At 71.1% G+C, this 22,490-nt stretch carries 20 protein-coding genes and 1 tRNA gene; 8 read left to right on the forward strand and 13 right to left on the reverse strand.

Annotated features, from left to right (window positions below):
* On the forward strand, window positions 1-268 hold a 268-nt coding region (locus WG923_RS24505; protein ID WP_340353633.1), incomplete at its 5' end, for a hypothetical protein.
* Window positions 269-728: 460 nt separating this feature from the next.
* Here WG923_RS24505 and WG923_RS24510 read toward each other — a convergent pair.
* The 3 genes from WG923_RS24510 to WG923_RS24520 form a co-directional block, all read right to left on the reverse strand.
* Window positions 729-935 carry a hypothetical protein gene (locus WG923_RS24510; RefSeq protein WP_340353634.1) on the reverse strand — a complete coding sequence of 69 codons (207 nt, stop codon included), beginning with the start codon at window positions 933-935 and terminating at the stop codon, window positions 729-731.
* Between the two features lie 76 nt (window positions 936-1,011).
* On the reverse strand, window positions 1,012-1,368 hold the full coding sequence (locus WG923_RS24515; protein ID WP_340353635.1) for a DUF4148 domain-containing protein: 357 nt from the start codon (window positions 1,366-1,368) through the stop codon (window positions 1,012-1,014).
* A 138-nt stretch (window positions 1,369-1,506) separates the two neighbouring features.
* Complete coding sequence (locus tag WG923_RS24520) at window positions 1,507-4,482, reverse strand: AAA family ATPase (protein WP_340353636.1); 2,976 nt, start codon at window positions 4,480-4,482, stop codon at window positions 1,507-1,509.
* A gap of 111 nt (window positions 4,483-4,593) precedes the next feature.
* Between WG923_RS24520 and WG923_RS24525 the strand changes: the two genes are divergently transcribed.
* From WG923_RS24525 to WG923_RS24540, 4 genes are read left to right on the forward strand one after another with little or no spacing between them, the layout of a single operon-like run.
* A complete protein-coding gene (locus WG923_RS24525; protein WP_340353637.1) occupies window positions 4,594-4,800 on the forward strand; it encodes a hypothetical protein in 207 nt (68 codons plus the stop codon).
* A complete protein-coding gene (locus WG923_RS24530; protein WP_340353638.1) occupies window positions 4,797-6,191 on the forward strand; it encodes an efflux transporter outer membrane subunit in 1,395 nt (464 codons plus the stop codon). The genes WG923_RS24525 and WG923_RS24530 overlap by 4 nt, the downstream gene beginning before the upstream one ends.
* Window positions 6,188-7,294, forward strand: coding sequence for an efflux RND transporter periplasmic adaptor subunit (locus tag WG923_RS24535; protein WP_340353639.1), 1,107 nt, complete (start codon window positions 6,188-6,190; stop codon window positions 7,292-7,294). The genes WG923_RS24530 and WG923_RS24535 overlap by 4 nt, the downstream gene beginning before the upstream one ends.
* Window positions 7,291-10,383, forward strand: coding sequence for an efflux RND transporter permease subunit (locus WG923_RS24540; RefSeq protein ID WP_340353640.1), 3,093 nt, complete (start codon window positions 7,291-7,293; stop codon window positions 10,381-10,383). Before WG923_RS24535 ends, WG923_RS24540 begins: the two co-directional genes overlap by 4 nt.
* Before the next feature lie 334 nt (window positions 10,384-10,717).
* On the opposite strand, the gene WG923_RS24545 is transcribed toward WG923_RS24540, so the two are convergent.
* Both WG923_RS24545 and WG923_RS24550 read right to left on the reverse strand, forming a co-directional pair.
* Window positions 10,718-11,035 (reverse strand): type II toxin-antitoxin system RelE/ParE family toxin, encoded by a 318-nt coding sequence (locus WG923_RS24545; protein WP_340353641.1) that lies wholly within the window; start codon window positions 11,033-11,035, stop codon window positions 10,718-10,720.
* Window positions 11,032-11,307 carry a YlcI/YnfO family protein gene (locus WG923_RS24550; RefSeq protein WP_340353642.1) on the reverse strand — a complete coding sequence of 92 codons (276 nt, stop codon included), beginning with the start codon at window positions 11,305-11,307 and terminating at the stop codon, window positions 11,032-11,034. Before WG923_RS24550 ends, WG923_RS24545 begins: the two co-directional genes overlap by 4 nt.
* 18 nt (window positions 11,308-11,325) lie before the next feature.
* Between WG923_RS24550 and WG923_RS24555 the strand changes: the two genes are divergently transcribed.
* The 3 genes from WG923_RS24555 to WG923_RS24565 all read left to right on the forward strand — a co-directional run bounded on the left by WG923_RS24555 (window position 11,326) and on the right by WG923_RS24565 (window position 15,282).
* On the forward strand, window positions 11,326-11,727 hold the full coding sequence (locus WG923_RS24555) for a hypothetical protein (RefSeq protein WP_340353643.1): 402 nt from the start codon (window positions 11,326-11,328) through the stop codon (window positions 11,725-11,727).
* A 29-nt stretch (window positions 11,728-11,756) separates the two neighbouring features.
* Window positions 11,757-13,037: a M20 family metallopeptidase gene (locus WG923_RS24560; protein WP_340353644.1), complete on the forward strand. Its 1,281-nt coding sequence runs from the start codon at window positions 11,757-11,759 to the stop codon at window positions 13,035-13,037.
* A 184-nt stretch (window positions 13,038-13,221) separates the two neighbouring features.
* Window positions 13,222-15,282, forward strand: coding sequence for a bifunctional DedA family/phosphatase PAP2 family protein (locus tag WG923_RS24565; protein ID WP_340353645.1), 2,061 nt, complete (start codon window positions 13,222-13,224; stop codon window positions 15,280-15,282).
* Here WG923_RS24565 and WG923_RS24570 read toward each other — a convergent pair.
* The 8 genes from WG923_RS24570 to WG923_RS24605 all read right to left on the reverse strand — a co-directional run bounded on the left by WG923_RS24570 (window position 15,269) and on the right by WG923_RS24605 (window position 22,488).
* Window positions 15,269-15,577 (reverse strand): phage integrase central domain-containing protein, encoded by a 309-nt coding sequence (locus tag WG923_RS24570; protein WP_340353646.1) that lies wholly within the window; start codon window positions 15,575-15,577, stop codon window positions 15,269-15,271. The two genes, WG923_RS24565 and WG923_RS24570, sit on opposite strands and share 14 nt — an antisense overlap.
* Window positions 15,578-15,718: 141 nt before the next feature.
* Window positions 15,719-15,795: transfer RNA gene (locus tag WG923_RS24575), tRNA-Arg, on the reverse strand.
* 63 nt (window positions 15,796-15,858) lie between these two features.
* A complete protein-coding gene (locus tag WG923_RS24580) occupies window positions 15,859-16,683 on the reverse strand; it encodes an HpcH/HpaI aldolase/citrate lyase family protein (protein WP_340353647.1) in 825 nt (274 codons plus the stop codon).
* Entirely contained in the window at window positions 16,680-17,882 is a 1,203-nt protein-coding gene (locus tag WG923_RS24585; RefSeq protein WP_340353648.1) for an MFS transporter, read from the reverse strand. Before WG923_RS24585 ends, WG923_RS24580 begins: the two co-directional genes overlap by 4 nt.
* Entirely contained in the window at window positions 17,879-18,667 is a 789-nt protein-coding gene (locus tag WG923_RS24590; RefSeq protein WP_340353649.1) for a GntR family transcriptional regulator, read from the reverse strand. The genes WG923_RS24585 and WG923_RS24590 overlap by 4 nt, the downstream gene beginning before the upstream one ends.
* A 7-nt stretch (window positions 18,668-18,674) precedes the next feature.
* Window positions 18,675-19,898, reverse strand: a complete 1,224-nt coding sequence (locus WG923_RS24595) for a CaiB/BaiF CoA transferase family protein (protein ID WP_340353650.1) — start codon at window positions 19,896-19,898, stop codon at window positions 18,675-18,677.
* Window positions 19,899-19,912: 14 nt separating this feature from the next.
* Window positions 19,913-21,088, reverse strand: a complete 1,176-nt coding sequence (locus tag WG923_RS24600) for an acyl-CoA dehydrogenase family protein (RefSeq protein WP_340353651.1) — start codon at window positions 21,086-21,088, stop codon at window positions 19,913-19,915.
* On the reverse strand, window positions 21,085-22,488 hold the full coding sequence (locus tag WG923_RS24605; protein ID WP_340353652.1) for an MmgE/PrpD family protein: 1,404 nt from the start codon (window positions 22,486-22,488) through the stop codon (window positions 21,085-21,087). Before WG923_RS24605 ends, WG923_RS24600 begins: the two co-directional genes overlap by 4 nt.
* Between the last annotated feature and the right edge of the window lie 2 nt (window positions 22,489-22,490).

Here is a 22,490-nt window from a genome sequence, read left to right on the forward strand (position 1 = left end):
CCGCGCAACGCCATCCAGGCCAGCCGCAGCAAGGATCTTCACCAGTTGGCGTCGCATCATGTCGCCCGTGCTCCTTCTCTCGCAAGGCTGCAACCTTACGCTTTCCCGGAGGAAATTGCAGGGCGCTCTGCCGGGGGCTCCCGCCAAGGGCGCAGGCAATCAGCAACTGCTCAAAGTCGCCTTGACGCTTGACCAGCACATGGTCGTTCGCCTTCTCCGGCGAGATGGTTTTCACCTCAACGGGCTTGCCATCGATTCTGCCGTCTGAGCCCGGGTCATGCGCCCCATGGCGGCAGAGCCCAAACTTTGATCTCTGCGTAGATCTCTCCGAGCTCGTCCCAAACCTGAAGGTACTTCCCCGGTATTCCTGAAGTGCCGCTCGGCGCAGTCGACCAAGGCCTCAAGAATTTCGGCCTGTTCCAATACCGGGTACCGGAATCCCTCCCCACTCCGAAGCTGTTCGCCAGGATGGAGCGATCTGCCGGTGTCCGGCGCCTGGTCCTCGCGCTCGGTGTCGATCCACTCCTTGCTCAAGCAAGCCTCCTCCCAAGGCGCGTAGCCCACAGCCGCCGCGTCAGCGATCTCTTCGGGGCCCACGACCAGCACGTCCAGGTCGGGGGCGTGAGTGTGGGATTTCAGGTTGTGCATCAGGAACTCCGGAAGAATGCGGCGAGGCGGCGAGGCGATGCACGGCGTGTCCGCGGCCGCGAAGGTCAAGTCAGCGGTCGTCACTGCAATGTGATGACTTCCACCGCTGGGTACGCGACTTCGCGGCCGATCATGGCACGCGCATACAGATAGTTGAGCCGTTCCCGCTCGCCCATGCCATCGAGGTCGACGTGGCCGTGTTGGTCGCAGGAGAATGCGAAATCGCAACCTGTCCGGGACAGCGACTGGAAGCGAAGCTGGAACTTTCCGCTGGTGGTGTGGAACATGGTGTGCTCCAGGGTGTCGCCGCGGGCGATGGGGCGCGAGTGCATCCCATCGCCCGCGGCACGCCAGGCGTGCAGCCTAGTTTTCCAGCCCGCGCAACTGGACGAGCGCGCTGGACGCCGGCACGACGCGGCGGGCGAGCCAGGCCGAGCCGCTGTCCTCGCCGGCAAAGGCCTGCACCTGCTCGCGCGCGGCGAGGTAGTCGGCCTTCACCTGCTCGCGGCTGGCGCTGCCGTTGAAGCTGCGCAGCGGGTCGTACGAGACGGACCAGGGATTGACGCCGGACTGCCGGAAGGCCGCCAGTTCCGCCTGCACGGCGGCCCGTGTCTTCGTCGAGACGAAGGCGTCGCTGGAGGGCATGGGCGATTCGGCGTGGGCGTTGAGCGCGCAGGCGGCAACGAAGGCGAACAGGGAGTGCTGGAAGTGGCGGTTCATGAGGGCTTCCTTTGGGGTCGGTCGGAGGGTTGGCTTGCACCGGCGTCGCTGTGCGTCGACCGGTGTTGCAAGACTAGGGACCGACCCGGTGAAAGTCGTCTCGAAACCGTCGCGATGCGGTCTGGATTCGGTGCGGCTTCAGGCGCGCGCCGGCGCGCCTTCGAGCCACTGACGCGCGGCCCGCACGGCCAGGCTGTCCCCGTCGCCATAGCGCGCGAGCACCTCCTGCAGCGCGGTGCGGGCGCGGGCGCGCTTGACCTGCGGCAGCATGCACCACAGCAGCCGCGCCTCCAGTTCGTGCTGCAGGGCCTCGCGCTCGCGCGCCAGCGCGATCGCCTGCAGGAGATCCGCTTGCGCCGCGGCCGCGTCGCCGCGCGCGAGCAGCAGCTCCGCGCGTGAGCGGTGCAGCGGCCCCAGCACGCACAGTTCGCCGCTGGCGTGCGCCAGCGCGATGCCCTGCTCCAGCGAGGCCCAGGCCTCGTCGTTGCGGCCCACGCTGCGGCAGGCGTCGGCGTACATGTGGTGGAAGCCGGTGAAGCCCACGCGCAGGCCGCTCGCGCGGCAATGCTCCGCCGCCTGGCGCATCTGCGCCAGGCCTTCTTCGACGGCGCCCGTGGCCACCAGCGCGCGGCCCTGCAGCCAGCCGTGGATGCTGGTGCCGCCGGTGAGCCAGTGGCCTTCCACCAGCCGGTGGATGCGCCGGGTCTTCTCCAGCACCTGGTCGTATTCGCGCGCCACCGCATTGAGGATGCTCGCCATGTGCAGCGCCACCGCCAGCGTCGGCGGATGCTTGCAGCGCAGGGCCGCTGCTTCGGCCTGGGCGAAATACGCCCGCGCGCGGCTGGGGCATCCCGTCCACCACGCCAGCAGGCCGAGGTAGCCCATCGCCTCCACCCCGGGGTCCTGCACGAACAGCTCCATCGTCAGCTCGGGGCCGGCCGCGGCATAGGCGGCCAGCGCGCCTTCCAGCGCCCGGCGTGCCGCCGCGAAGTCGCCGATGTGGGCCAGCGTCATGCCCAGTGCGCCGCCGCCGGCGACCAGCAGGCTGGGGTCGCCGGCGCTGCGCCCGAGCTCCAGGATGCGCTCGGCGAGCGCGCGGGCCCGCTGCAGCTCACCGCGGCCGAAGGTCACCCACCACAGGCCGTGCAGCGCGCGGGCGTGGGCGGGGCGCGGCGGCAGTTCGTCGCATAACTGCTGCGCGCGGTCGAACACGGCGCCGACCTCCGGGCTGGAGAACACCGTCTGCTGGGCCAGCGCCACCCCTTCCAGCACGCGCAGTTCGAGCTCCTGCTCGCGCGTGTCCTGCTCCTGCAGCCGTGCGAGCAGGGCCAGGCCATGGCGCGCCGACTGCACGGTCTCGCCCGGCGCGAAGCGGCTCAGCGCCGCGGCGGCGCCGCGCTGCAGGTAGTGGATGGCGCGCGCGGGATCCTGCCCGCGCTCGAAGTGCATCGCCAGTTCGCCCGCCAGGCCCGCGTGGCCGGGCGCCAGCGCGCGTTCCAGCACGGCGCCGAAGCGGCGGTGCCAGGCCACGCGCTGCGCCTCGCCCAGCGCCTGGTACAGCACGTGCCGGTGCAGGGCGTGACTGAAGGCGAAGCGCGCGGCCAGCCTGCCGTCGGCGAGGTTCATCCAGCCCGCCGAACGCAGCCAGCGCTGCTGGCGCACCAGGCCGTCGAAGGCCGCGCGCAGGGCCTCGCCGTCAACCTCCAGCACCTCGGCGAGCGTGAGGTCGGGGAACTCCATGCCGGCGACGCTGGCCGCGCCGAGCCAGCGCTGCAGCTCGGGCGACAGGCGCGCGAACTGGCGTTCCAGCACGCCGGCGATGTTGCGCGGCACGGTGAGGGGCGCGTCCTCCGCCTGGGCCAGCCGGCCTTCGGCCTGCAGCGTGTCGACCACGTTGGCCAGGAACAGCGGCAGCCCCTCGGTGTGGCCGTGCAGGCGCCGCACGAAGGTGTCGGGCATGGACTGCCCCGGCAGGCGGCGGGCGAGCCAGGCGGCCACCTCCGCCTCCGAGAAGGACTCCAGCTCGATCTCCTCGCAGGCGCCGTGCAGCTTCAGTTCCTGCCGCAGGCCCTGCAGAGGGTGGTCGGCCGCGATCACTTCGGCCGGCCGCAGCGTGCCCAGGAGCAGCAGGCAGGCCGTTCCGCGCCGTCGCGCGAGGTAGCCGATCGCCTGCACCGTGGCCTCGTCGCTCCAGTGCAGGTCTTCCAGCAGCAGGATCAGCGGCGTGCCGGCAGTGTGCCGGTCCAGCAGCTCGCCCAGTTCGCGCAGCATGCGCTGCTGCGTGGCACCGGCCACTTCGCGCTGCAGCTGCAGGCGGTCGGCATCGGTGAGGTACCAGGGCAGTTGCACCAACCAGGTCGGCGCCACCTGCCGCATCAGCGCACGCAACGCCGCGCCTTCCTGCGGCCGGCACAGCGCGTTGAGCGCCTCCAGGATCGGCAGGTAGGGCTCGCCGGTGCCGTACTGCTCCACGCATTGGCCCAGGGCCTGGGGCACCTGCGCCTGTTCGTGCAGGAAGTGGTTGACCAGCGTGCTCTTGCCGATGCCCGGCTCGCCCGCCAGCAACACGAGCTGGCAGCGGCCCTGGCCGGCCTGGGCAAGGCGGGCGCGCAGCACGGCCAGGGCCGCGTCGCGGGCGATGAGGAGGCTTTCGGGCGCGGGCGCGGGTATTGGCGCGGGCATTGGCGCCGGCATTGCCGCTGTCACGGGCGCGGGCAGCGGCGCTGTCACGGGCGCTGGCAGCGGCGGCGCCTGCACGGCGGGTGGCAGCACCGTCGCCGGCGACGCCGTCGCCTGCAGCGGCGCGATGAAGCGGTAGCCGCGCCGCGGTGCGGTCTCGATGTAGCGCGGGGTCTTGGGGTCGTCGGCCAGCGCGGCGCGCAGCTGGCTCACGGTGGTCTTGAGCACCGATTCGCTCACGAACTGGTGGCCCCACACCTCCTGCAGCAGCGCGTCCTTGACCACCAGCCGGCCGCCCTGGCGGGCCAGCGCGCACAGCACCGCGAAGGCCCGCGGCGGCAGCTCGAGCGCCACGCCGTCGCGCGCGATCCGCGCATTGGCCTCGTCGAGGACGAAGCGATCGAACTGCGCCAGCAGCGGCTGCACATCGGGCATGGCATCCCCCCGGTTGCGTCGCCACTCTAGCCCGATCGCGCGACCGAATCCAGACCGAAACCGGACCGGCGCGAAACGACTTCGGAGGGCCTTTTTTCCACACTGGACGCCATGGTCCTCCACACGCAACCCACCTATCCGCAGTCGCGCGCCTACGTCGTGCAGCTGCATCGTGACGCGGGCGCGCCGGCCGGTGCGCTGCTCGGCCGCGTCGTCCACATCGTCAGCGGCGAGACGGCCGAATTCTCCTCCGGCCGCGCGCTGCTCGACTGGCTGGCCGCGCAGCTCGCGACCGTGCCTTCCGGAGAGCCGCGGTGAGGCCGCAGCTGCTGGCCCTCGCCGCGCTCGCGGCCGTGCCCGCCCTGCACGCCCAGGCGCTGCCCGAGGCCTGGCAAGGCGCCCTCCCCCACGGCGGCGACACGGCCGCCCTGCGGGACTGGTGGGCCGCCTTCGACGACCCGCTGCTGGTTCGCCTGATCGAAGCCGCCCAGGCGGCGAGCCCGGACCTCGCCGCGGCCACCGCGCGCATCGCGCAGGCCCGCGCCAATCGCATCGCGGCGGGTGCGGCTCTCCTGCCCGCGGTGGACGCCAGCGCCGGCGCCGCGCGCGGCCGCGACGAGCTGGGCCAGCCGCTGGCGCGCACGACCAGCGCCGGCCTCCAGATGGCCTGGGAGCTGGACCTGGCCGGTGGCAACCGCGCCGGCGCGCGGGCCGCGCAGGCCCGCCTGCAGGCCGCCGACGCCGGCTGGCACGAGGCCCGCGTCGCCCTCGCCGCGGAGACCGCTTCGGGCTACGTCGCCCTGCGCGCCTGCCAGGCCAGGCTGGTGCAGGCCGAGATCGACGTCGCCTCGCGCGAGGAGACGGCGCGCCTCACGGCCGCCAGCGCGCAGTTCGGCCTGCAGACCGCCGGCAACGTGGCGCTGGCCCGCGCCAGCGCGGCCCAGGCCCGCGCCGGCGCGACGCAGCGGCGCGGGCAGTGCGAGACGCTGGTCAACGCGCTGGTCGCCGCCACCGGCATGGAGGCCGCCCGCCTGCGCGCCGAGCTGGCCGCGTCGACCGCGCGGCTGCCGCACCCGCCCGGCATCGCCGTCACGCAGCTGCCCGCGCAGGCGCTGGCACAGCGCCCGGACCTGCATGCGGCCGAACGCAACCTGCTGGCGGCCGGCGAGGAAGTGACGCAGACGCGGGCGCAGCAGTTGCCGCGCCTGGCGCTGCAGGGCAATTTCGGCTTCGCGCGCGCCACCAGCTCGCTGGGCAGCGCCGACGGCTCGATCTGGAGCTTCGGCCCGATCTCGCTGGTGCTGCCCGTGTTCGACGCCGGCCGCCGCGCCGCCGCGTCGCAGGCCGCGCGGGCGCGCTACGACGAAGCCCTGTCCGCCTACCAGGCCCGCGCGCGCCAGGCCGTGCGCGAGGTGGAAGACGCGCTGCAGTCGCTGCAAGGCACCGAAGGCCGTGCCGCCGACGCCCGCATCGCGGCCGAGGGCTTTCGCATCTCGCTGCAGGCGACCGACGCGCGCTACCGCGGCGGCCTGGCCAGCCTGTTCGAGCTGGAGGAGGCGCGCCGCAGCGACGTGCAGGCGCAGGTCGCGCTGATCGACCTGGAAGAAGAACGCACGCAGGCCTGGATCACCTTGTATCGCGCGCTCGGCGGCGGCTGGCAGGCCCCGGGCGCTCCCACCGCATCCCTTGCCCCGGAGACCCCCCTATGACTTCCCGCTTTCGCATCACCCTCGTGTGGGCCGGCACCGCGGCCCTGGCCGTGGCCGGCGCGGCCCTGATGGTGCTGCAAGACGCCCGCGCCACGCCCGAGCCGGCCGCCACCGCCGCCCCCGCCCCCGCCCTGACCGTGCGGCTCGCCCAGCCGCAGCTGCGGCAGCTGCCGCGCCACCTCGATGCCCACGGCACCGTGATGGCCTGGCAGGAAGCCAGCGTCGGCTCGGAAGCGAACGGCCTGCGCCTGGCCGCCGTGAACGTCAACGTCGGCGACGTGGTGCGGCGCGGCGACGTGCTGGCCAGCTTCGAGCGCGACACCGTGGAAGCGGAACTGGCGCAGATCGAGGCCGCGGTGGGCGAGGCGCAGGCGCATGCCGCCGAAGCCGCGGCGAATGCGCAGCGCGCGCGCGGCCTGGCGAGCAGCGGCGCGCTGAGCGACCAGCAGGTGCAGCAGTTCCTGACCGCGGAGCAGACGGCGCTGGCGCGGCTGGAAGCGCAGCGCGCCGCGGCACGCGTGCAGCGCCTGCGCCTGGCCAAGACTCAGGTGCTGGCGCCCGACGACGGCGTGATCTCCGCGCGCAGCGCCACCGCCGGCGCGGTGGTGCCGGCGGGCCAGGAGCTGTTCCGCCTGATCCGCGGCGGCCGCCTCGAATGGCGCGCCGAGGTCACGCCGCAGGAGGCCTCGCACCTGCGCCCGGGCAGCGGCGTCAGCGTTCAGGGCGCCGACGGAAGCAGCGTGGCGGGACGCGTGCGCCAGGTCGCACCCACGGTCGATGCGCGCAACCGCACGGCGCTGGTCTATGTCGACCTGCCACGCTCGCCGCAGCTGAAGGCCGGCATGTTCGCGCACGGCAGCTTCGACCTCGGCGGCAGCAGCGCGCTGACGGTGCCGCAGCAGGCGCTGGTGCTGCGCGACGGCTTCAGCTACGTGTTCGCTTTGGCCGACGCCGGCCGCGTGCGCCAGGTCAAGGTGCGCACCGGCCGCCAGCTGGCCGACGGCATCGAGGTGCTGGAAGGGCTCGCGCCCGACATGCGATTCGTCGCCGGCGGTGCCGGCTTCCTCAACGACGGCGACCTGGTGAAGGTGGTGACCCCATGAATTTCTCCGCCTACGCGATCCGCAACCCCGTGCTGGTGGTGCTGCTGTTCGGCCTGCTCACGCTGGCGGGCGTCTGGGCCTTCCGGGCCGACCCGGTGCAGGAGTTCCCCGACATCGAGCTGCCGATCGTCACTGTGAACGCGCAACTGGAAGGCGCCGCGCCGGCGCAGCTGGAGACCGAGGTGGCGCGCAAGATCGAGGACAGCGTCGCCACCGTGCAGGGCGTCAAGCACATCCACACCACGGTGCTCGATGGCGAGGTCTCCATGGTGGTGGAGTTCGTGATCGAGAAGGATCCGTCGGACGCCGTCACCGAGGTGCGCGATGCGGTCAGCCGCGTGCGCTCCGACCTGCCGGGCGACCTGAAGGAGCCCGTGATCGGCAAGGCCAGCACCGCCGGCCGCGTGGTGCAGGTGCTCAGTGCCTCTTCGGACAGCCTCGACGAGCAGGAGCTGTCCTGGTACGTCGACGACAAGCTGTCCAAGGCTCTGCTCTCCGTGCCCGGTGTCGGCGCGGTCAAGCGCGTGGGCGGCGCGACGCGCGAAGTGCGCGTGGAACTCGATGCGGTGAAGATGGCGGCGCTGAACGTCTCGGCGCTGGACGTCTCGCGGCGCCTGAAGCAGGTGCAGCAGGAAGCGCCCGGCGGCCGCGGCGACGTCGGCGGCACCGAACAGACGGTGCGCACCATCGCCACGGTGCGCACCGCGGCCGAACTCGCCGCGGTGGAACTGCCGCTGGCCGATGGCCGGCGCGTGCGGCTGGACCAGGTCGCGCAGCTCGCGGACACGGTGGCGGAGCAGCGCAGCCTCGCGCTGCAAGACGGCCAGCGCGTGGTCGGCATCGAAGTATTCCGCTCCCGCGGCGCCAGCGAGCTGGAGGTGGCCGCGGGCGTGCGTTCCGCGCTGAAGAAACTCTCCGCGGAGTCGCCGCGCATCCAGCTGCGCGAGGAGATCGACAACTCCCAGCCGGTGCAGGAGAACTTCGACGGCTCCATGCACCTGCTGTACGAAGGAGCGGTGCTGGCAATCCTGGTCGTCTGGTGGTTCCTGCGCGACTGGCGCGCAACCCTGGTCGCGGCGGCCGCCCTGCCCCTGTCGGCGATCCCTGCCTTCCTCGGCATGGCGGCCTTCGGCTTCACGCTCAACACGGTGACCCTGCTCGCGCTGGCGCTGGTGGTGGGCATCCTGGTGGACGATGCCATCGTGGAAGTGGAGAACATCTCGCGCCACCTGCGCATGGGCAAGTCGCCGATGCAGGCGGCGCTGGATGCGGCCGACGAGATCGGGCTGGCCGTGATCGCGACCACCTTCGCGCTGGTGGCGGTGTTCCTGCCCACGGCCTTCATGGGCGGCATTCCCGGCAAGTTCTTCAAGCAGTTCGGCTGGACCGCCGTGGTGGCCATCCTCGCCTCGCTGCTGGTGGCGCGCTTCCTCACGCCGGTCATGGCCGCGTACCTGCTCAGAGGCGGCCTGCACGAGGAGCAGGATGGCAAGCTCATGACCTGGTACCTGCGCGCGATGCGCTGGTGCCTGAAGCACCGTGCCGTGACGGCCTTCGGCGCCGGCCTGTTCTTCGTCGCCTCGGTCAGCCTCGTCGCCCTGCTGCCCACGGGCTTCGTGCCGGCCGGCGACCGCGCGCAGACCCAGGTGAACATCGAGTTGCCACCGGGCAGCACGCTGGCCGAGACGCTGGCGATCGCGGAGCGGGCACGCCAGGTGGCGCTGACGGTGCCGGACGTCAAGCACGTCTTCAGCTCGGTGGGCGGCGGCTCCTCGGGCGACGTGTTCGCTCCGGGGACGGCGGCCGAAGCGCGGCGCGCGGTGCTCACGCTCTCGCTCACCCACCGCACCCAGCGCCACGCTTCGGTGCGGGCGATCGAGGGGGAGATCCGCAAGCGCCTGTCCGAGATCCCCGGTGCGCGCTTCGGCGTCGGCGCGCAGGACAACGGCGTGAAGATGCAGATCGTGCTGCAGGGCGACGATGCGGCCGTGCTCGCCTCGGTGGCGCAGCGGGCGGAGCGCGAACTGCGCACGCTCAAGGGCATCGGCACCGTGTCCTCCAGCGCCAGCCTCGCGCGGCCGGAGATCATCGTGCGGCCGGACTTCGCGCGCGCCGCGGACCTCGGCGTGACGGCGGCCAGCATCGCGGAGACGGTGCGCGTGGCGACCGCCGGCGACTACAGCACCGGCCTGCCCAAGTTGAACCTGAGCGAGCGCCAGGTCCCGGTGCGCGTCAAGCTGCCGGACAGCGCACGGGCCGACCTGCAGGCGCTGCAGCGCCTCACCGTCCCCGGCAAGGATGGGCCCGTGCTGCTGGCCAACGTCGCTTCGCTGCAGCTGGCCAGCGGGCCGGCGCAGATCGCCCGGCTGGACCGCCGCCGCAACGTGACGCTGGAGGTGGAACTGGGATCGCGCAGCCTGGGTGAACTGCACGAGGAGGCGCTCGCGCTGCCTTCGCTGCGCAAGCTGCCGCCGCAGGTGAAGGTGGTGGAACTGGGCGACGCGCAGGAGATGCAGGCGCTGTTCGTGAGCTTCGGCGTGGCGATGGCCGTCGGCGTGCTGTGCATCTGGGGCGTGCTGGTGCTGCTGTTCAAGGACTTCCTGCAGCCGGTGACCATCCTGGCCGCCCTGCCCCTGTCGATCGGCGGCGCCTTCGTGGCCCTGCTGGTGACGCGCAGCGGCCTGTCGATGCCGTCGATGATCGGCCTCGTCATGCTGATGGGCGTGGTGACGAAGAACTCGATTCTGCTCGTGGAATACGCCATCGTGGCGCGCCGTGGCGGCATGCGCCGCACCGAGGCCCTGGTGGACGCCTGCCACAAGCGCAGCCGCCCGATCGTGATGACCACCATAGCAATGGGTGCGGGCATGCTGCCCTTGGCAATGGGCGTGGGGGCCGACCCGAGCTTCCGTCAACCGATGGCGATCTCGGTGCTCGGCGGGCTGATCACGTCGACATTGCTCTCCCTGCTGGTCGTCCCGGCGGTGTTCACTTATCTCGATGACTTGCAGCAGGCCTGTGCCGGTTGGCTAAAGCGAGGCACCACAGCACCTTCGACGAAGCAAGGACCGCTTTCAGCAGTGGGCTGACTGATGACCGTGCATCTGCCGACTGTCTATGCCAGCGATGGTACGGGCCGGGAGCGTCTGGAACAGCCTGATTGGCCGTCTCCCTCTGAAAAACGCGGTCTTGGAGACGACTTGGGACTTCCAGGGACCCCAATTGGCCTGCCCGGAGGGTGCCCAATACCGGCCGCCTGGGCGCGCCAATGCTGGCGCTTCCTAATTCGATGGATCCAGGTACCGCCAGAGGTACCGTCATTTCTTCCTGCTGGATTCGCAGGTCGAACCGCCGTTCCTCGATCTTCTCCAGAGGGGCCGACAGCGACCATCGAGCTTTGGCTCTCCTACGCCTCACGTTCTGTCAATGGTAGTCTTCCTCGCGCTGATGCCGCACCGCATGGACCACGACGAGTTGGCTGGCGGGGCGGATTTCATAGAGAGCGACATACCCAGTGCTTCCGAAAGGGATGACGAGTTCGCGCCAGACCGGGCTGCGTGCGGCCTTGCGAAAGCTGAAGGGTGTGCGCGCAAGCAGATCGTCGCCGGCCGACTGGATCGCCTCGAGCGCCCGGTCCGCCAGATCGAGGTCTTCCAGGACCGTGGCGCGCTGCAGCAGGAATTCGTGCAGACGCTCAAGGTCGGCCAGGGCTGCCTCGCTCCAGCGAACCGTGAAGCTCATTTGCGGAGCAGTTGCTCGCGCCGCCGCTGCGTCTTGGCCCGCAGCTTCTCCAGGACTTCTTCCGTGGCGTACGAGATCCCGGTGGCGTCGAAGTGCTCCTGCGAGCGTTTGCCACGCGCGTGGAATTCGTTCCGGATCGCCCTGAATTCCACCGCGCTGCGCAGCGTCGCTTCCATGAAGCTGGACAAGGTCTCGCCCTGATCGAGCACCGCCTCGATCTTCTCGCGCAGCTCGGGCTCGACGCGAATGGCGGGCAGGGTTGCAGTCTTCATGCCGGCAGTGTATCGCAAATGCGATACAAGATCGAGGGGCCGCCGGCGGACGCGGCGCTCGCGCCCAAGTCCCTCGCCGCGATCGAGGGCCACACCGGACAGAGCCGGCGCCTGCTGGAGCGGCTGCTGTACCTCTCCTGCGGGCTGGCGACCATCCTCGCCTTCATCGGTGTGAAGCTGGTGCTGCATGCACTGCACGAGAACAACGTGCCCCTCATCAACGACGGCGAGCCGGTGCGGGTGGTCGAGATTTCCACCCTGCAGTCGCTGGTCGTCATCGTGGGGATCCTGGCCGACGCCGAGCAGACCGTGCGCTCCCTGCCCGACGAATACCGCGCCCTCATCCAGGAACGGCATTCCCTGCGCGAGATGCTGGCCGATGCGCATGCGCGGCAGGCGGCAGCAGCCGCCCAGGCCTAGGATGCAGAGTCTCACGGAAGGAGCAGCGCATGAGCCCCTTGACGCAAGCCCTGAAACAGCTTGGACAGCCGCTGCTGGACGAACTCGAGGCGATCTACACCGATGTGCACCGCCATCCGGAGTTGTCCATGCACGAGGTTCGCACGGCGAAGATCGCCGCCGACTACGTGCAGGCCCTGGGCTACGAGGTCACCCGCGAGATCGGCGTCACTGGCGTCGTGGCCGTGCTGCGCAACGGCGCCGGCCCCACCGTGATGCTGCGCGCCGACATGGACGCCCTGCCCATGCAGGAGAAGACCGGCCTGCCCTATGCGAGCACCGTCACCTCGAAGGACGAGGACGGTGCCACCGTCGGCGTCGCGCATTCCTGCGGCCACGACATGCACGTGACCTGGTTGCTGGGAGCCGCGCGCATCCTGGCAGAGAACCGTGGTGCGTGGTCCGGCACCGCGATGCTCGTCTTCCAGCCGGGGGAGGAGACCGCGCAGGGTGCCGCCAGCATGGTGCGCGACTGGGGCGAAGGCCGCTTCCCGCGGCCCGACATCATCCTGGGCCAGCACGTCATGGTCGGCGCCGCCGGCACGGTGAACTTCCGCCCGGGCGTCGCACTGTCGGCCGGCGACAGCCTGAAGATCCGCCTCTTCGGGCGCGGCTCGCACGGCTCGCAACCGCAGACCTCCATCGACCCGGTGATCATGGCCGCGGCCACCACCCTGCGGCTGCAGACGATCGTCTCGCGCGAGATCGCGCCTTCGGAGCCCGCGGTGCTCACCGTCGGCTCGCTGCAGGCCGGCACCAAGGAGAACATCATCCCGGACGACGCGACGATCAAGCTGAACATGCGCACCTTCAGCGACGACACGCGCGAGTACATGCTCAAGGCCATCCGCCGCATCTGCTGCGCCGAATGCGATGCGTCGGGTGCCGAGCGGCCGCCGGAGTTCACCACGATCAACAGCTATCCGCTCACGGAGAACGACGTGCAGGCCACGCGCACGCTGGCCGACGCCTTCCACGCCGAGTTCGGCGCCAGGGCCACGCTGGCAGCGAACCCGGCGTCGGCCAGCGAGGACTTCAGCGTCTTCGGTCGCACCTGGGGCGTGCCCTACGTGTTCTGGTTCGTGGGCGGCACCGACCCGCAGCTGTACGCGAAGGCCGTGCAGGAGAAGGCGGTCAACCGCATCCCGAGCAACCACTCGCCGATGTTCGCGCCGGTGATCCATCCCACCCTGGAAACCGGATTGCGTGCCATCCTTGCCGCTGCGTCGGCCTGGCTGTGCGCGCCACCGGTGGTGGCGCGGGCCGGATAGGCCGCAAGAAGGCCGCATGCCCGATGCTCCGCGAACCGACGCCCGAGGTACTCCGTGACCGAGGCGGCCACGAGTGCGAAAACGCAGGCTGGGGCGCTGGGCGCGGTCCCCGCCGGAGCTGCTTTCGGCGAGGATGGGATCCAGGGATGGGCGCCGTGACCGGTACGAAAACCGGAGACGCAAGATGACCGGGCCGACGGTCAGAGCCCTCATCGATACAGCGGGCGTCCATCCGGTCCTGGCCCTCGCGGTGGTGGGCCTCGTCGCATTCACGGAATCCCTGGCAGTCGTCGGCACCTTCGTTCCCGCCGCGGTCATCCTGTTCTGCGCCGGCGTCCTGGTCGGCCATGGATCGCTGCCCTGGCTGCCGACGGTCTCCATCGCCTTCGCCGGTGCGGTCGCGGGCGACGCCCTGAGCTTCGAGGCCGGCCGGCATCCGCGCCTGCGGGAGCGCATGCGGGAGATCGCGAACACGCGTGCACAGTGGCTCGATCGCGCGCAGGACCTGGTGCGCAGGCGCGGTGCGGCCAGCATCTTCATCGCCCGCTTTGCCGGCGCGCTGCGCGCGTTCGTTCCGCTGCTCGCCGGCCTGGGGGCGATGCCGCGCGCCCGGTTCTACGGGATGAACATCCTCTCGGCCTTGCTGTGGGCGCCCGTGCACATCCTCCCCGGGGCGCTGTTCGGCTCGTCCCTCCAGCTCGCCGAACGGGTCAGTGGCCGCATCGCGCTGCTGCTGATCGTGCTCGCAGCCCTGCTCTGGCTGGCGGCGTTCTCGGTCGGCCTGCTGCGCCGGCGCCTGGCGCCCTTGGCCGCACGCTGGCGCGATGCCGCCGTGGTGTTCCTGCGCCGCAGGAGCTCGCGTCTCGCACGCCTGCCGCTGCTCGTCCTCGAGCCGGCCGGCACGGGTTCGCAGGGCATGCTCGCCGGCATGGGGATCCTGCTGGCCGCAGGTTGGCTGTTCTTCGGCCTGCTGGAGGATGTCGTGGCGAAGGATCCGCTGGTGCAGGCGGACCTGAGTGTGTTCGGCTTCCTGCAGCAGTTGCGCACGCCTGCCGCCGACCAGCTGATGGTGCTGGTCACGCAGGCGGGCAGCGTCGGGGTGATGCTGCCGCTCGTGGCCGTGGTGCTGGCCTGGCTCCTGTGGCGACGGTGCTGGCGCACCGCAACGTACTGGGTGGGCTCGGCCGCGTTTGCGGAGCTGATGGTCCAGGTCCTGAAGAACACGCTCGGCCGGCAGCGCCCGCTCGCACTCTACGACGGCGGCGAGCAGTTCTCCTTTCCGAGCGGCCACGCGACCGTTTCGGTCGTCGTGCTGGGGTTCCTGGCATTCCTGGTCAGCCGCCGGCAGTCCGGCACCTGGCGCAGCGGCGTCGGCATGGCGGTGACGCTGTACGTCGTGATGGTGGCCTTCTCGCGGCTCTATCTTGGTGCCCACTGGTTTTCCGACGTGGCCGCCGGCGCGAGCTTCGGGCTGGCCTGGGTCGCATTCGTTTCCATGGTCTACACGCGCCGCGCCGTGGGCGAGGACCTGGCGCCGCGAAAGCTCGCTGCCGTCGCCGGGCTCGCGATCGTCGTCATGCTGGCGGGCTGGAGCCGCTGGCACGGCGCTGCGGACCAGAAGCTCTATGCGCTGGCGCCGCCGCGGCCGCAGGTGCTCTCCGGGGCCGACTGGCAGCGTGAGGGCTGGCGACGGCTGCCGTTGCAGCGTCGCGAAATGGCGGGCGACGAAGAGGAGCGCTTCGACCTGCAGCTGGCATGCAGCCGCGAGGATGCCCTGCGTCTCCTGCAGCAGGTCGGCTGGCAGCAGGCGCCACGATGGAACACGCAGTCGGTCCTGCTGGCCTTCGCATCGCAGGCCAGCCAGGACGAGAGGCCGGTCCTTCCGCGTCTCGACCAGGGTCGCCGGGCGGTGCTGACCTTCGTCGCGCCGGCTTCCGATCAGCCTGCGATGCGGCAGGTGCTGCGCCTGTGGAGTTCGAACGTGGAGGTGCGCGATGCGGCGGGCCGCACCCACGCGCCGGTCTGGTATGGCGCGGTGTACCTGGAGCGACGTTCCGGCGCATTGCCGCCGCGGCTGGATGCAGCGCAGCCGGCCCGGGCGACTGCGGCCGCACTCGCCCGGACCCTCGTGCTGCAAGGAGCGAGCCGGTTGGCGCCTGGCTCCGCGGGGCAGGCAGCGCTGCCGCCCTTGCTCCTTTCCTGCACGACGGACATCGCGGAACCGGCGCGAGTCACTCCGAATTGATGACCCGTCGTTTGACGCAACGTGTGGGCGGTTTCGTTGGCACCCGTTTCTCTACCTTGCGGAGGACTTCCAGCACCATTGGCGCCGTGATGTCCGGCAGGCGCAGGCCGCCCAGGTACGGAAAGACATCCTTCTCTCTGCGCTCGATCCAGCGCGCAGCGTAGTTCGGACTCCAGGAGCCCGCCTTCGTGGCGTGAAGTTCCCGGGCCACAGCCTCGAACGTGTTCGCCGCAGCGGCGGCAGTGGCGAGCTTCCCGGCCCGCTTGGCGAGGCGAGGGTCGAGGCCTTCCGCCAACAACTCACGGGCCTTGTCCCGCCGCTGGCGAGCCAACAGGTACGTGCCGGCGCCATCCGCGTGCTTGTCGCCGGCCGGCTTGCCGGTGTGCTCTGGAGACGCGGCTTTCGAGACGATTTGGGACTTGGTGGGACGCCGATCTGGCCTGCCCGGAGGGACTCGAACCCCCGACCTGCTGCTTAGAAGGCAGCTGCTCTATCCAGTTGAGCTACGGGCAGGTGGATGCCCTGGGGGAACCAGGGAGCGCGCGGCGACGCAAGGCCGCCGGCGCGCCGATTATCTCAGGCGGACGCGCCCTCGCCCGCTTCGGCCAGGATCGCCTCGGCCCGCAAGGCGATCGGCCGGTCCACCAGCTTGCCGTCCACCGCGATGGCGCCGAGCGGCCCGGACGCCAGCGCCTCGATCACGCGCCGCGCCCAGGCCACCTCCTCCGGCTTCGGCGCGAAGCCGGCATGCACGATGGGCACCTGCTTCGGGTGGATGCACAGCTTGGCGCCCATGCCGAAGCGGCGCGAGCGCCGCACGTCGGCTTCGAGCTGCGCCGCGTCGTCGATCGCCAGCGACACGCCATCGATCGGTGGGCGCAGGCCGGCATGGCGCGAGACCAGCACGAGGTTCGTGCGCACCGCATCGAGCTCCTCGCCGTCGGCCTGGATGCCCGAATCGGCCATGAAATCGAAGGAGCCGAACGCCAGCCGGCTCACGCGCGGGATGCGCGCCAGCGCGCCGGCCTCGAAATGGCCGGCCACCGTTTCCACCAGCGGGATCAGCTCCTGGCCGTCGCCGAGGTGGCGCGCCAGCCGCGCGATGCTGGTGTGGTCCTCCGCCTTGGGCACCATCACGCCGGCGAGCTGGGCGGAATCGACCAGCAGCTCGCAGTCGTCGTCGTGCCACGGCGTGCCCTCGGGGTTGACGCGCACGAAGGCGCGCGCCGAGGTCTGCGCCAGCCACTGCGCGATGGCCTGGCGGGCCTGCACCTTGCGCTCGGGCGTCACGGCGTCCTCGAGGTCGAGGATCACGGCATGTGCGCCGGTGGCGACGGCCTTGTCGAAGCGCTCCGGCCGGTCGCCGGGAACGAAGAGATAGCTGCGGGCGGACGGGTTCATGGAATGCTCCGGATCGGGGCGGCCCCCTTGCGCAGGGGCCGCAGCAAGGCGGCGAGACAGAGGACCAGCGCCAGCGCGACGGCCACGAAGCCGATGCGGTAGCTGCCCGTGGCGCCCGACAGCGCGCCGAAGGCGGGCGGGCCCAGCACCACGCCGAGGAAGGTGATCGCCAGCGTGCCGCCGGTGGCGATGCTCGCCTGGCCCGCCGGCGCTTCGCGGGCCACTTCCGCGAGGTACACGCCGTTCCAGCCGATCGCCGAAGCGCCGAACAGCGCGAGCACCACCAGCACCACGGCGGTGGACATCGCCGGCTGCAGCGCCGCGGTCAGCAGCGCGCAGACGCTCACCAGCGCCGCCAGCGTGGCGAGCATGCGGCGCGCGCCCAGGTAGCGGTCCGACACGTAGCCCCACAGCACCCGCCCGACGACGCCGGCGGCCTGCGACACCGACAGCGCGAGGCCCGCCGCCACCAGCCCGTAGGAGAGGATGTCGTGCAGGTAGGTCACCAGATAGGTCGTGAGCGAGAGCTGCGCGATCGAGAACAGGAAGGACACGCCCGCCAGCAGGCGCAGCGGCGGATGCGCCAGCACGATGCGGATCGGCTGCGCCAGGTTGCCCAGCACCAGCGGCCGGTGCGGATCGCGGTCGGCGTCCAGCGGCGCGCGCAGCGGCTGCGCGACGAAGATGCAGGCGATGTTCGCGGCCGCGACGGCCAGCAGCGCGCCGCGCCATCCGAGCACCAGCAGGGGCGGCACCAGCGCGCCGGCCAGCACGCCGCCCAGCGGCACGCCGGTCTGCTTGATGGAGAACACCAGCGACATGCGGTCGGCCGGCGTCGTGCGGGCCAGCAGGTGCGAGCTGGCCGGCGTCACGGGGCCGTAGCCCAGCCCCACCAGCACGGCGCCCAGGGCCATGGCCCACACCGATCCCAGGGTGGAGAGCGCGAGGCCCGCGGCACAGAGAACGAGTGCGACCTGGCTGACCCGGATCGCGCCGAAGCGGGCGACGGCGGCCCCGGCCGACAGGCTGGCCAGCATCGCGGCGGCATACACGACGCCGACGTAGATGCCGACATAGGTGCTGGAGATGCCCAGGTCCTGCGCCAGCACGGGGGCCATCACGGGCACGGCGATCAGCGCCATCGCCACCAGGGCCTGGATGGCCAGCGTCACGGCCAGCGGCCGCCAGGTGTTCGTCATCGGCCGCCCGCGCCCCATTCGCGCCGCAGCACGGTGCTGTAGCTGAAGCGGTCGGCCGGGTGCGTGCTGATCGCGAGTTCCACCAGCTGGCCGAGGCGGTTGCGGTACTTGCGGCAGACCCACAGCGCCGGACTCTTCGCCGGCGCGTCGAGTGCCTGCGCATCGGCGCGGCCGAGCGCCACGGCGCGGATCTCCTGTTCGACCTCGGTGATCACCTCGCCGAACTGCTGCTCGATCGCCGAATGCACCGCGCTCGTGAGCGCCCCTTCCAGGCCCCGGATCGAGCGGAAGGCCGGGTGCAGCCACAGCTCGGTGGTGCAGATCGGCTGGGGCTGCCCCGGCGCATGGCGGCGGCCCTTCAGGTGCAGCCAGGTCTCGCCGGGCGAGGCCTCCAGCATTTCGGCCTGCGCGGCGTCGATCTCGCGCGTCTCGCGCGATTCGATCCGCAGCGTGGTGTCGGCCGCGTACTGCAGCAGGTCGCCCACTTCCGTCGTGCTCTGGCGGTAGCCCGTGCTGGCGCTGCGGGCGCGCACGGTGGTGCCCACGCGCGGCTGCCGCACCACCAGCCCCATCTGCACCAGCCGCTTGACCGCCTCCCGCGCCGTCGCCCGGCTCACGCCGAACTGCTCGCACAGCGCGAACTCGGTCGGCAGCTGCGAGCCGACCGGGTACTTGCCGCCCTCGATCTCGTTGAGGAGCGTCTGCGCGAGCTGCAGGTAGCGCGGCTGGCCGCCGGCCAGCGCGAGCGGGCGCATGGCGACGGGAGCGGAGGGGCTTTCGGTCATGAAGGGATCAGGTGACGCCGCCGGCCTTCATCGCGGCGACCTGCTCCGCACTGTAGCCGACACCCTGCAGCACCGCTTGCGTGTCCGCGCCCATGGCCGGCGCTGGCCGGGTCGGATGCACGCCGGCGCGCACCGGGGACGCGATCATGCGGATGGGCCCCTTCTCGTGCGGGAACTCCAGCAGGCGCTCCTGCTCCGCGACGAAGTCGTTGTCCAGGGCCTGGGCCACGTCGTACACCGGCGCGGCGGGCACCTTGCCGGCGAAGAGCTTCATCCACTCCTCGGTCGTGCGCGCCTGCAGCACGGCGTCGAGTTCCCCGGTGATGCGATCGCGGTTGGCCAGGCGCTCCTTGAAGGTCCTGTATTCCGGCGCGTCGGCCCATTCGGGCTTGCCGATGCAGTTGCACAGCACGCCCCAGAACTTGTCCTTGTTGCACATCAGGAAGATCCAGCCGTCCTGCGTGCGATAGAGCTGGCTGGGCGTGAGCGAGGGATGGGCCGAGCGCTTCTCGCGGCCGATCGCCTTGCCGGCATTGAGGTACCAGGTGCCGACGTAGGCCAGGTTGTGCAGGGCCACGTCGAACAGGCTCACGTCGATGTCGCGGCCGATGCCGGTGGCGCGCGCGCCGATCACGCCGGCGAGGATGCCCATCGCCGCCGTGGTGCCGGTCATGAGGTCGATGATCGACAGGCCCATGCGCGCGGGCGGGCCGTCCGGCTCGCCGGTGAGCGACAGGTAGCCGGCCTCGGCCTGCATCAGGTAGTCGTAGCCGGGCCAGGCCGCGCGCGAGCCGGTGCGGCCGTAGGCGGACAGGTGGCCGCAGACGATCGCCGGGTTCACGTCCTTCAGGTGCTCGTAGGTGAGGCCGAGCTTGGCCGGCAGGTCGCCGCGCAGGTTGTCGAACACCACGTCGGCATCCCTGGCCAGCCGGCGCAGCGCCTCGCGGCCCTCGGGCTTCTTCAGGTCCAGCGTGATGCTCTTCTTGTTGCGGTTGAAGGACTGGTAGAAGTGGCTGTCGCCGGGCCCGAAGAAATGCGGGCCGACCACGCGGCCGACGTCGCCGCCTTCGTTCGGGTTCTCGATCTTGATCACCTCGGCGCCCAGGTCCGCCAGGTGCTGGGTGCCGAAGGGGCCGGCGCCGTACTGTTCGACGGCGATGATGCGCACGCCGGCCAGCGGCAGGTTCGCGGGCGCCGGGGCTTGCGCGGCATCGGGGGTGATGGAAGCCATGGGGTCGCGCGCGTTCAAGCCGGGTTCCTCTCGATCAGTTGCTTGGCGATGATGATGCGCTGCAGCTCGTTGGTGCCTTCGCCGATCAGCAGCAGGGGCGCATCGCGATAGAGGCGCTCCACGTTGTATTCCTTGGAGTAGCCGTAGCCGCCGAAGATGCGCATGGCTTCCAGCGCGTTCTCCTGCCCCGCCTCGGTGGCGAAGTACTTGGCCATGCCGGCTTCCATGTCGCAGCGCTCGCCGCGGTCGTAGGCTTCGGCGGCCGCGTACACCAGCAGGCGCGCGGCCTGGGTGCGGGTCGCCATCTCGCCGAGCTTCAGCTGGATCGCCTGGTGCTCGCAGATCGGCTTGCCGAAGGTCTTGCGCACCTGCGAATAGGCCACGGCTTCGTCGAGCGCGGCCTGCGCCACGCCGAGGCCGCGGGCGGCCACGTTGATGCGACCGAGCTCCAGGCCACCCAGGATCTGCTGCAGGCCCTTGCCTTCCACGCCGCCGATCAGGCGGTCGGCCGGCACGCGGTAGTCCTCGAAGGCCAGCGCGCACGTGTCGATGCCCTTGTAGCCCAGCTTCTCCAGCTTCTTGCTGACGATGAAGCCCTCGCCCTTCTCGGCGATCAGCAGGCTCATGCCCTTGTGGCGCGGCTCCGCCTTGGGGTCGGTCTTCACCAGCAGCGCCAGGCAGTTGCCGTACAGGCTGTTGGTGATCCACATCTTGGTGCCGTTGACGACGTAGGTGTCGCCCTCGCGCCTGGCCACCGTGCGGATCGCCTGCAGGTCGGTGCCGGCATCGGGCTCGGTCAGGCCGACGCCGCCGCGCAGTTCGCCGGTGGCGAAGCGGGGCAGGAACTGCTTCTTCTGTTCCTCGGTGCCGTTGCGTTGCACCGTCATCGCCATGATCAGGTGCGAGTTGACGATGCCGGAGATCGACATCCACACCGCCGACATGCGCTCGATGATCTTGGCGTAGGTGGAGGTGGAGAGACCCAGGCCGCCGTACTCCGGGTCGATGATGCAGCCGAACAGGCCCATCTCCTTCATCTTCTCCACGATCTCCGCGGGATAGATGTCGTCGTGCTCGAGGTCGTGCACGTAGGGCTTGACCTCCACGGCCAGGAAGCGATCCAGCATGTCCAGGATCAGGCCTTCCTGTTCGGCGTCTTGTTCCACGGCGGGGTGGTGGCGGGCGTTCATTGCTTGTTCTCCAGGCGGGCGCGCACGCCCAGAAGTTGCGCCAGGTCGCGGGCGCTGCCCTGCTCCAGCGAGAGCACGGCGTGAAGGATGCGGTCGGCCTGCGCGCGATCGACGGCGCGGGCGGCGTTGTCGTGGAACTTGGCCACGATGTCGGAATTGCTGATCGGGCGCGTGGCGGCGCCGCGGTTGATCGGCTCGCTGTGCCTGAGCGTGCGGCCGTCGGCGAGTTCGACGATCACCTCGCCGCCGTAGTAGCGCGGGAAGTCCGCCTTGGGGTCGGCTTCGCATTCCACCAGGGCGGCCAGCGCCAGCGTCTGCGGGTCCTGGTAGGCGGCCGGCTCCAGCGCGTCGAGCGTGAAGCGGCCGAAGCGCAGGCCGGTGGCGACGGAATAAGGAATGCTGAACTGCGCCTCGTAGGCATTCGCCGGGCGGCGCTTGTTCTCTATCGGCTCGCAGACGGTCTTCATCACGCCGGCCGGCACGCGCGCCACGATGCGCTGGACCGGTGCGTTGTTCCAGTCGCGATGCAGCAGGCTGGCCGCGTCGGCGCAGGCATGCGTGAAGTGGCAGGCCGGCACCGGCTTGATGGCGACGTTGTTCGTCTCCCAGACCGTGCCCAGCCCCGCGGCGACCAGGTCCAGGTCGCACTTCTCGGCCAGCGCACCGAGGTGGCTGTTGTACAGGCCGAAGCGCCCCTCGTACGCGGCACGGGTGCCGACGAAACCGTTCTTCGCCAGCGTGGCGGCGGTGATGCCCGCCGCGCCAGCCCAGCCCGGATGCAGGCGCTTGGTCCAGGCGCCGTCGTTGAGGAATTCCAGGCTGCCGGAGGCGAAGGACAGAGCGATGCCCTGGGCCTGCACCGTCCTTTCTTCGTCCAGACCCAGCAGGCGCGCGGCGGCCAGCGTGCAGCCGAAGGTGCCGATCAGGCCGGTGGGATGGAAGCCGACCTGGTGGAAGCCGCCCCTGGCCGCGGCGCCCAGCCGCGTGGTGGTCTCCATGCCCAGGATGTAGGCGGCCAGCAGGTCCCGCCCCGAGCTGCCCAGGCGCGTGGCCAGGCCCAGCGCCGCCGGCAGCACCGAGGTGGTGGCGTGGATCACGCCGGCGGGATGCGTGTCGTCGTAGTCCAGGCCGTGCACCAGCAGCGCGTTCATCGCGACTGCGTCGCGCAGCGGCAGCGATTCGCCGTGGCCGATCACCGGCACGTCGCCGCCGGGGCCGGCCAGCTCGCGCAGGCCGGCCAGCGTGACGCGGGCGAAGTCCCATTGCGTGCAGGCGATCGCGATGCCCAGGGCATCGAGGATCAGGTGCCTGGCCCGCGTGCGGACCTCGTCCGGCACGGTTTCGAGGCGGAACCCGGCGGAGAAGCCGGCCAGGCGCGAAGACAGGGTCGGTTGCGTCATGG

It is taken from the genome of Ramlibacter sp. AN1133 (assembly GCF_037890035.1).
Classification (GTDB): Bacteria; Pseudomonadota; Gammaproteobacteria; order Burkholderiales; family Burkholderiaceae_C; genus Ramlibacter.

Excerpts from the sequence above, each read along its gene's own strand:
- WG923_RS24510 (WP_340353634.1), bottom strand. The coding sequence starts at position 935 with ATGTTCCACACCACCAGCGGAAAGTTCCAGCTTCGCTTCCAGTCGCTG.
- WG923_RS24515 (WP_340353635.1), bottom strand. The coding sequence starts at position 1,368 with ATGAACCGCCACTTCCAGCACTCCCTGTTCGCCTTCGTTGCCGCCTGC.
- WG923_RS24520 (WP_340353636.1), bottom strand. The coding sequence starts at position 4,482 with ATGCCCGATGTGCAGCCGCTGCTGGCGCAGTTCGATCGCTTCGTCCTC.
- WG923_RS24525 (WP_340353637.1), top strand. The coding sequence starts at position 4,594 with ATGGTCCTCCACACGCAACCCACCTATCCGCAGTCGCGCGCCTACGTC.
- WG923_RS24535 (WP_340353639.1), top strand. The coding sequence starts at position 6,188 with ATGACTTCCCGCTTTCGCATCACCCTCGTGTGGGCCGGCACCGCGGCC.
- WG923_RS24540 (WP_340353640.1), top strand. The coding sequence starts at position 7,291 with ATGAATTTCTCCGCCTACGCGATCCGCAACCCCGTGCTGGTGGTGCTG.
- WG923_RS24545 (WP_340353641.1), bottom strand. The coding sequence starts at position 11,035 with ATGAGCTTCACGGTTCGCTGGAGCGAGGCAGCCCTGGCCGACCTTGAG.
- WG923_RS24550 (WP_340353642.1), bottom strand. The coding sequence starts at position 11,307 with ATGAAGACTGCAACCCTGCCCGCCATTCGCGTCGAGCCCGAGCTGCGC.
- WG923_RS24555 (WP_340353643.1), top strand. The coding sequence starts at position 11,326 with ATGCGATACAAGATCGAGGGGCCGCCGGCGGACGCGGCGCTCGCGCCC.
- WG923_RS24560 (WP_340353644.1), top strand. The coding sequence starts at position 11,757 with ATGAGCCCCTTGACGCAAGCCCTGAAACAGCTTGGACAGCCGCTGCTG.
- WG923_RS24565 (WP_340353645.1), top strand. The coding sequence starts at position 13,222 with ATGACCGGGCCGACGGTCAGAGCCCTCATCGATACAGCGGGCGTCCAT.
- WG923_RS24580 (WP_340353647.1), bottom strand. The coding sequence starts at position 16,683 with ATGAACCCGTCCGCCCGCAGCTATCTCTTCGTTCCCGGCGACCGGCCG.
- WG923_RS24585 (WP_340353648.1), bottom strand. The coding sequence starts at position 17,882 with ATGACGAACACCTGGCGGCCGCTGGCCGTGACGCTGGCCATCCAGGCC.
- WG923_RS24590 (WP_340353649.1), bottom strand. The coding sequence starts at position 18,667 with ATGACCGAAAGCCCCTCCGCTCCCGTCGCCATGCGCCCGCTCGCGCTG.
- WG923_RS24595 (WP_340353650.1), bottom strand. The coding sequence starts at position 19,898 with ATGGCTTCCATCACCCCCGATGCCGCGCAAGCCCCGGCGCCCGCGAAC.
- WG923_RS24600 (WP_340353651.1), bottom strand. The coding sequence starts at position 21,088 with ATGAACGCCCGCCACCACCCCGCCGTGGAACAAGACGCCGAACAGGAA.
- WG923_RS24605 (WP_340353652.1), bottom strand. The coding sequence starts at position 22,488 with ATGACGCAACCGACCCTGTCTTCGCGCCTGGCCGGCTTCTCCGCCGGG.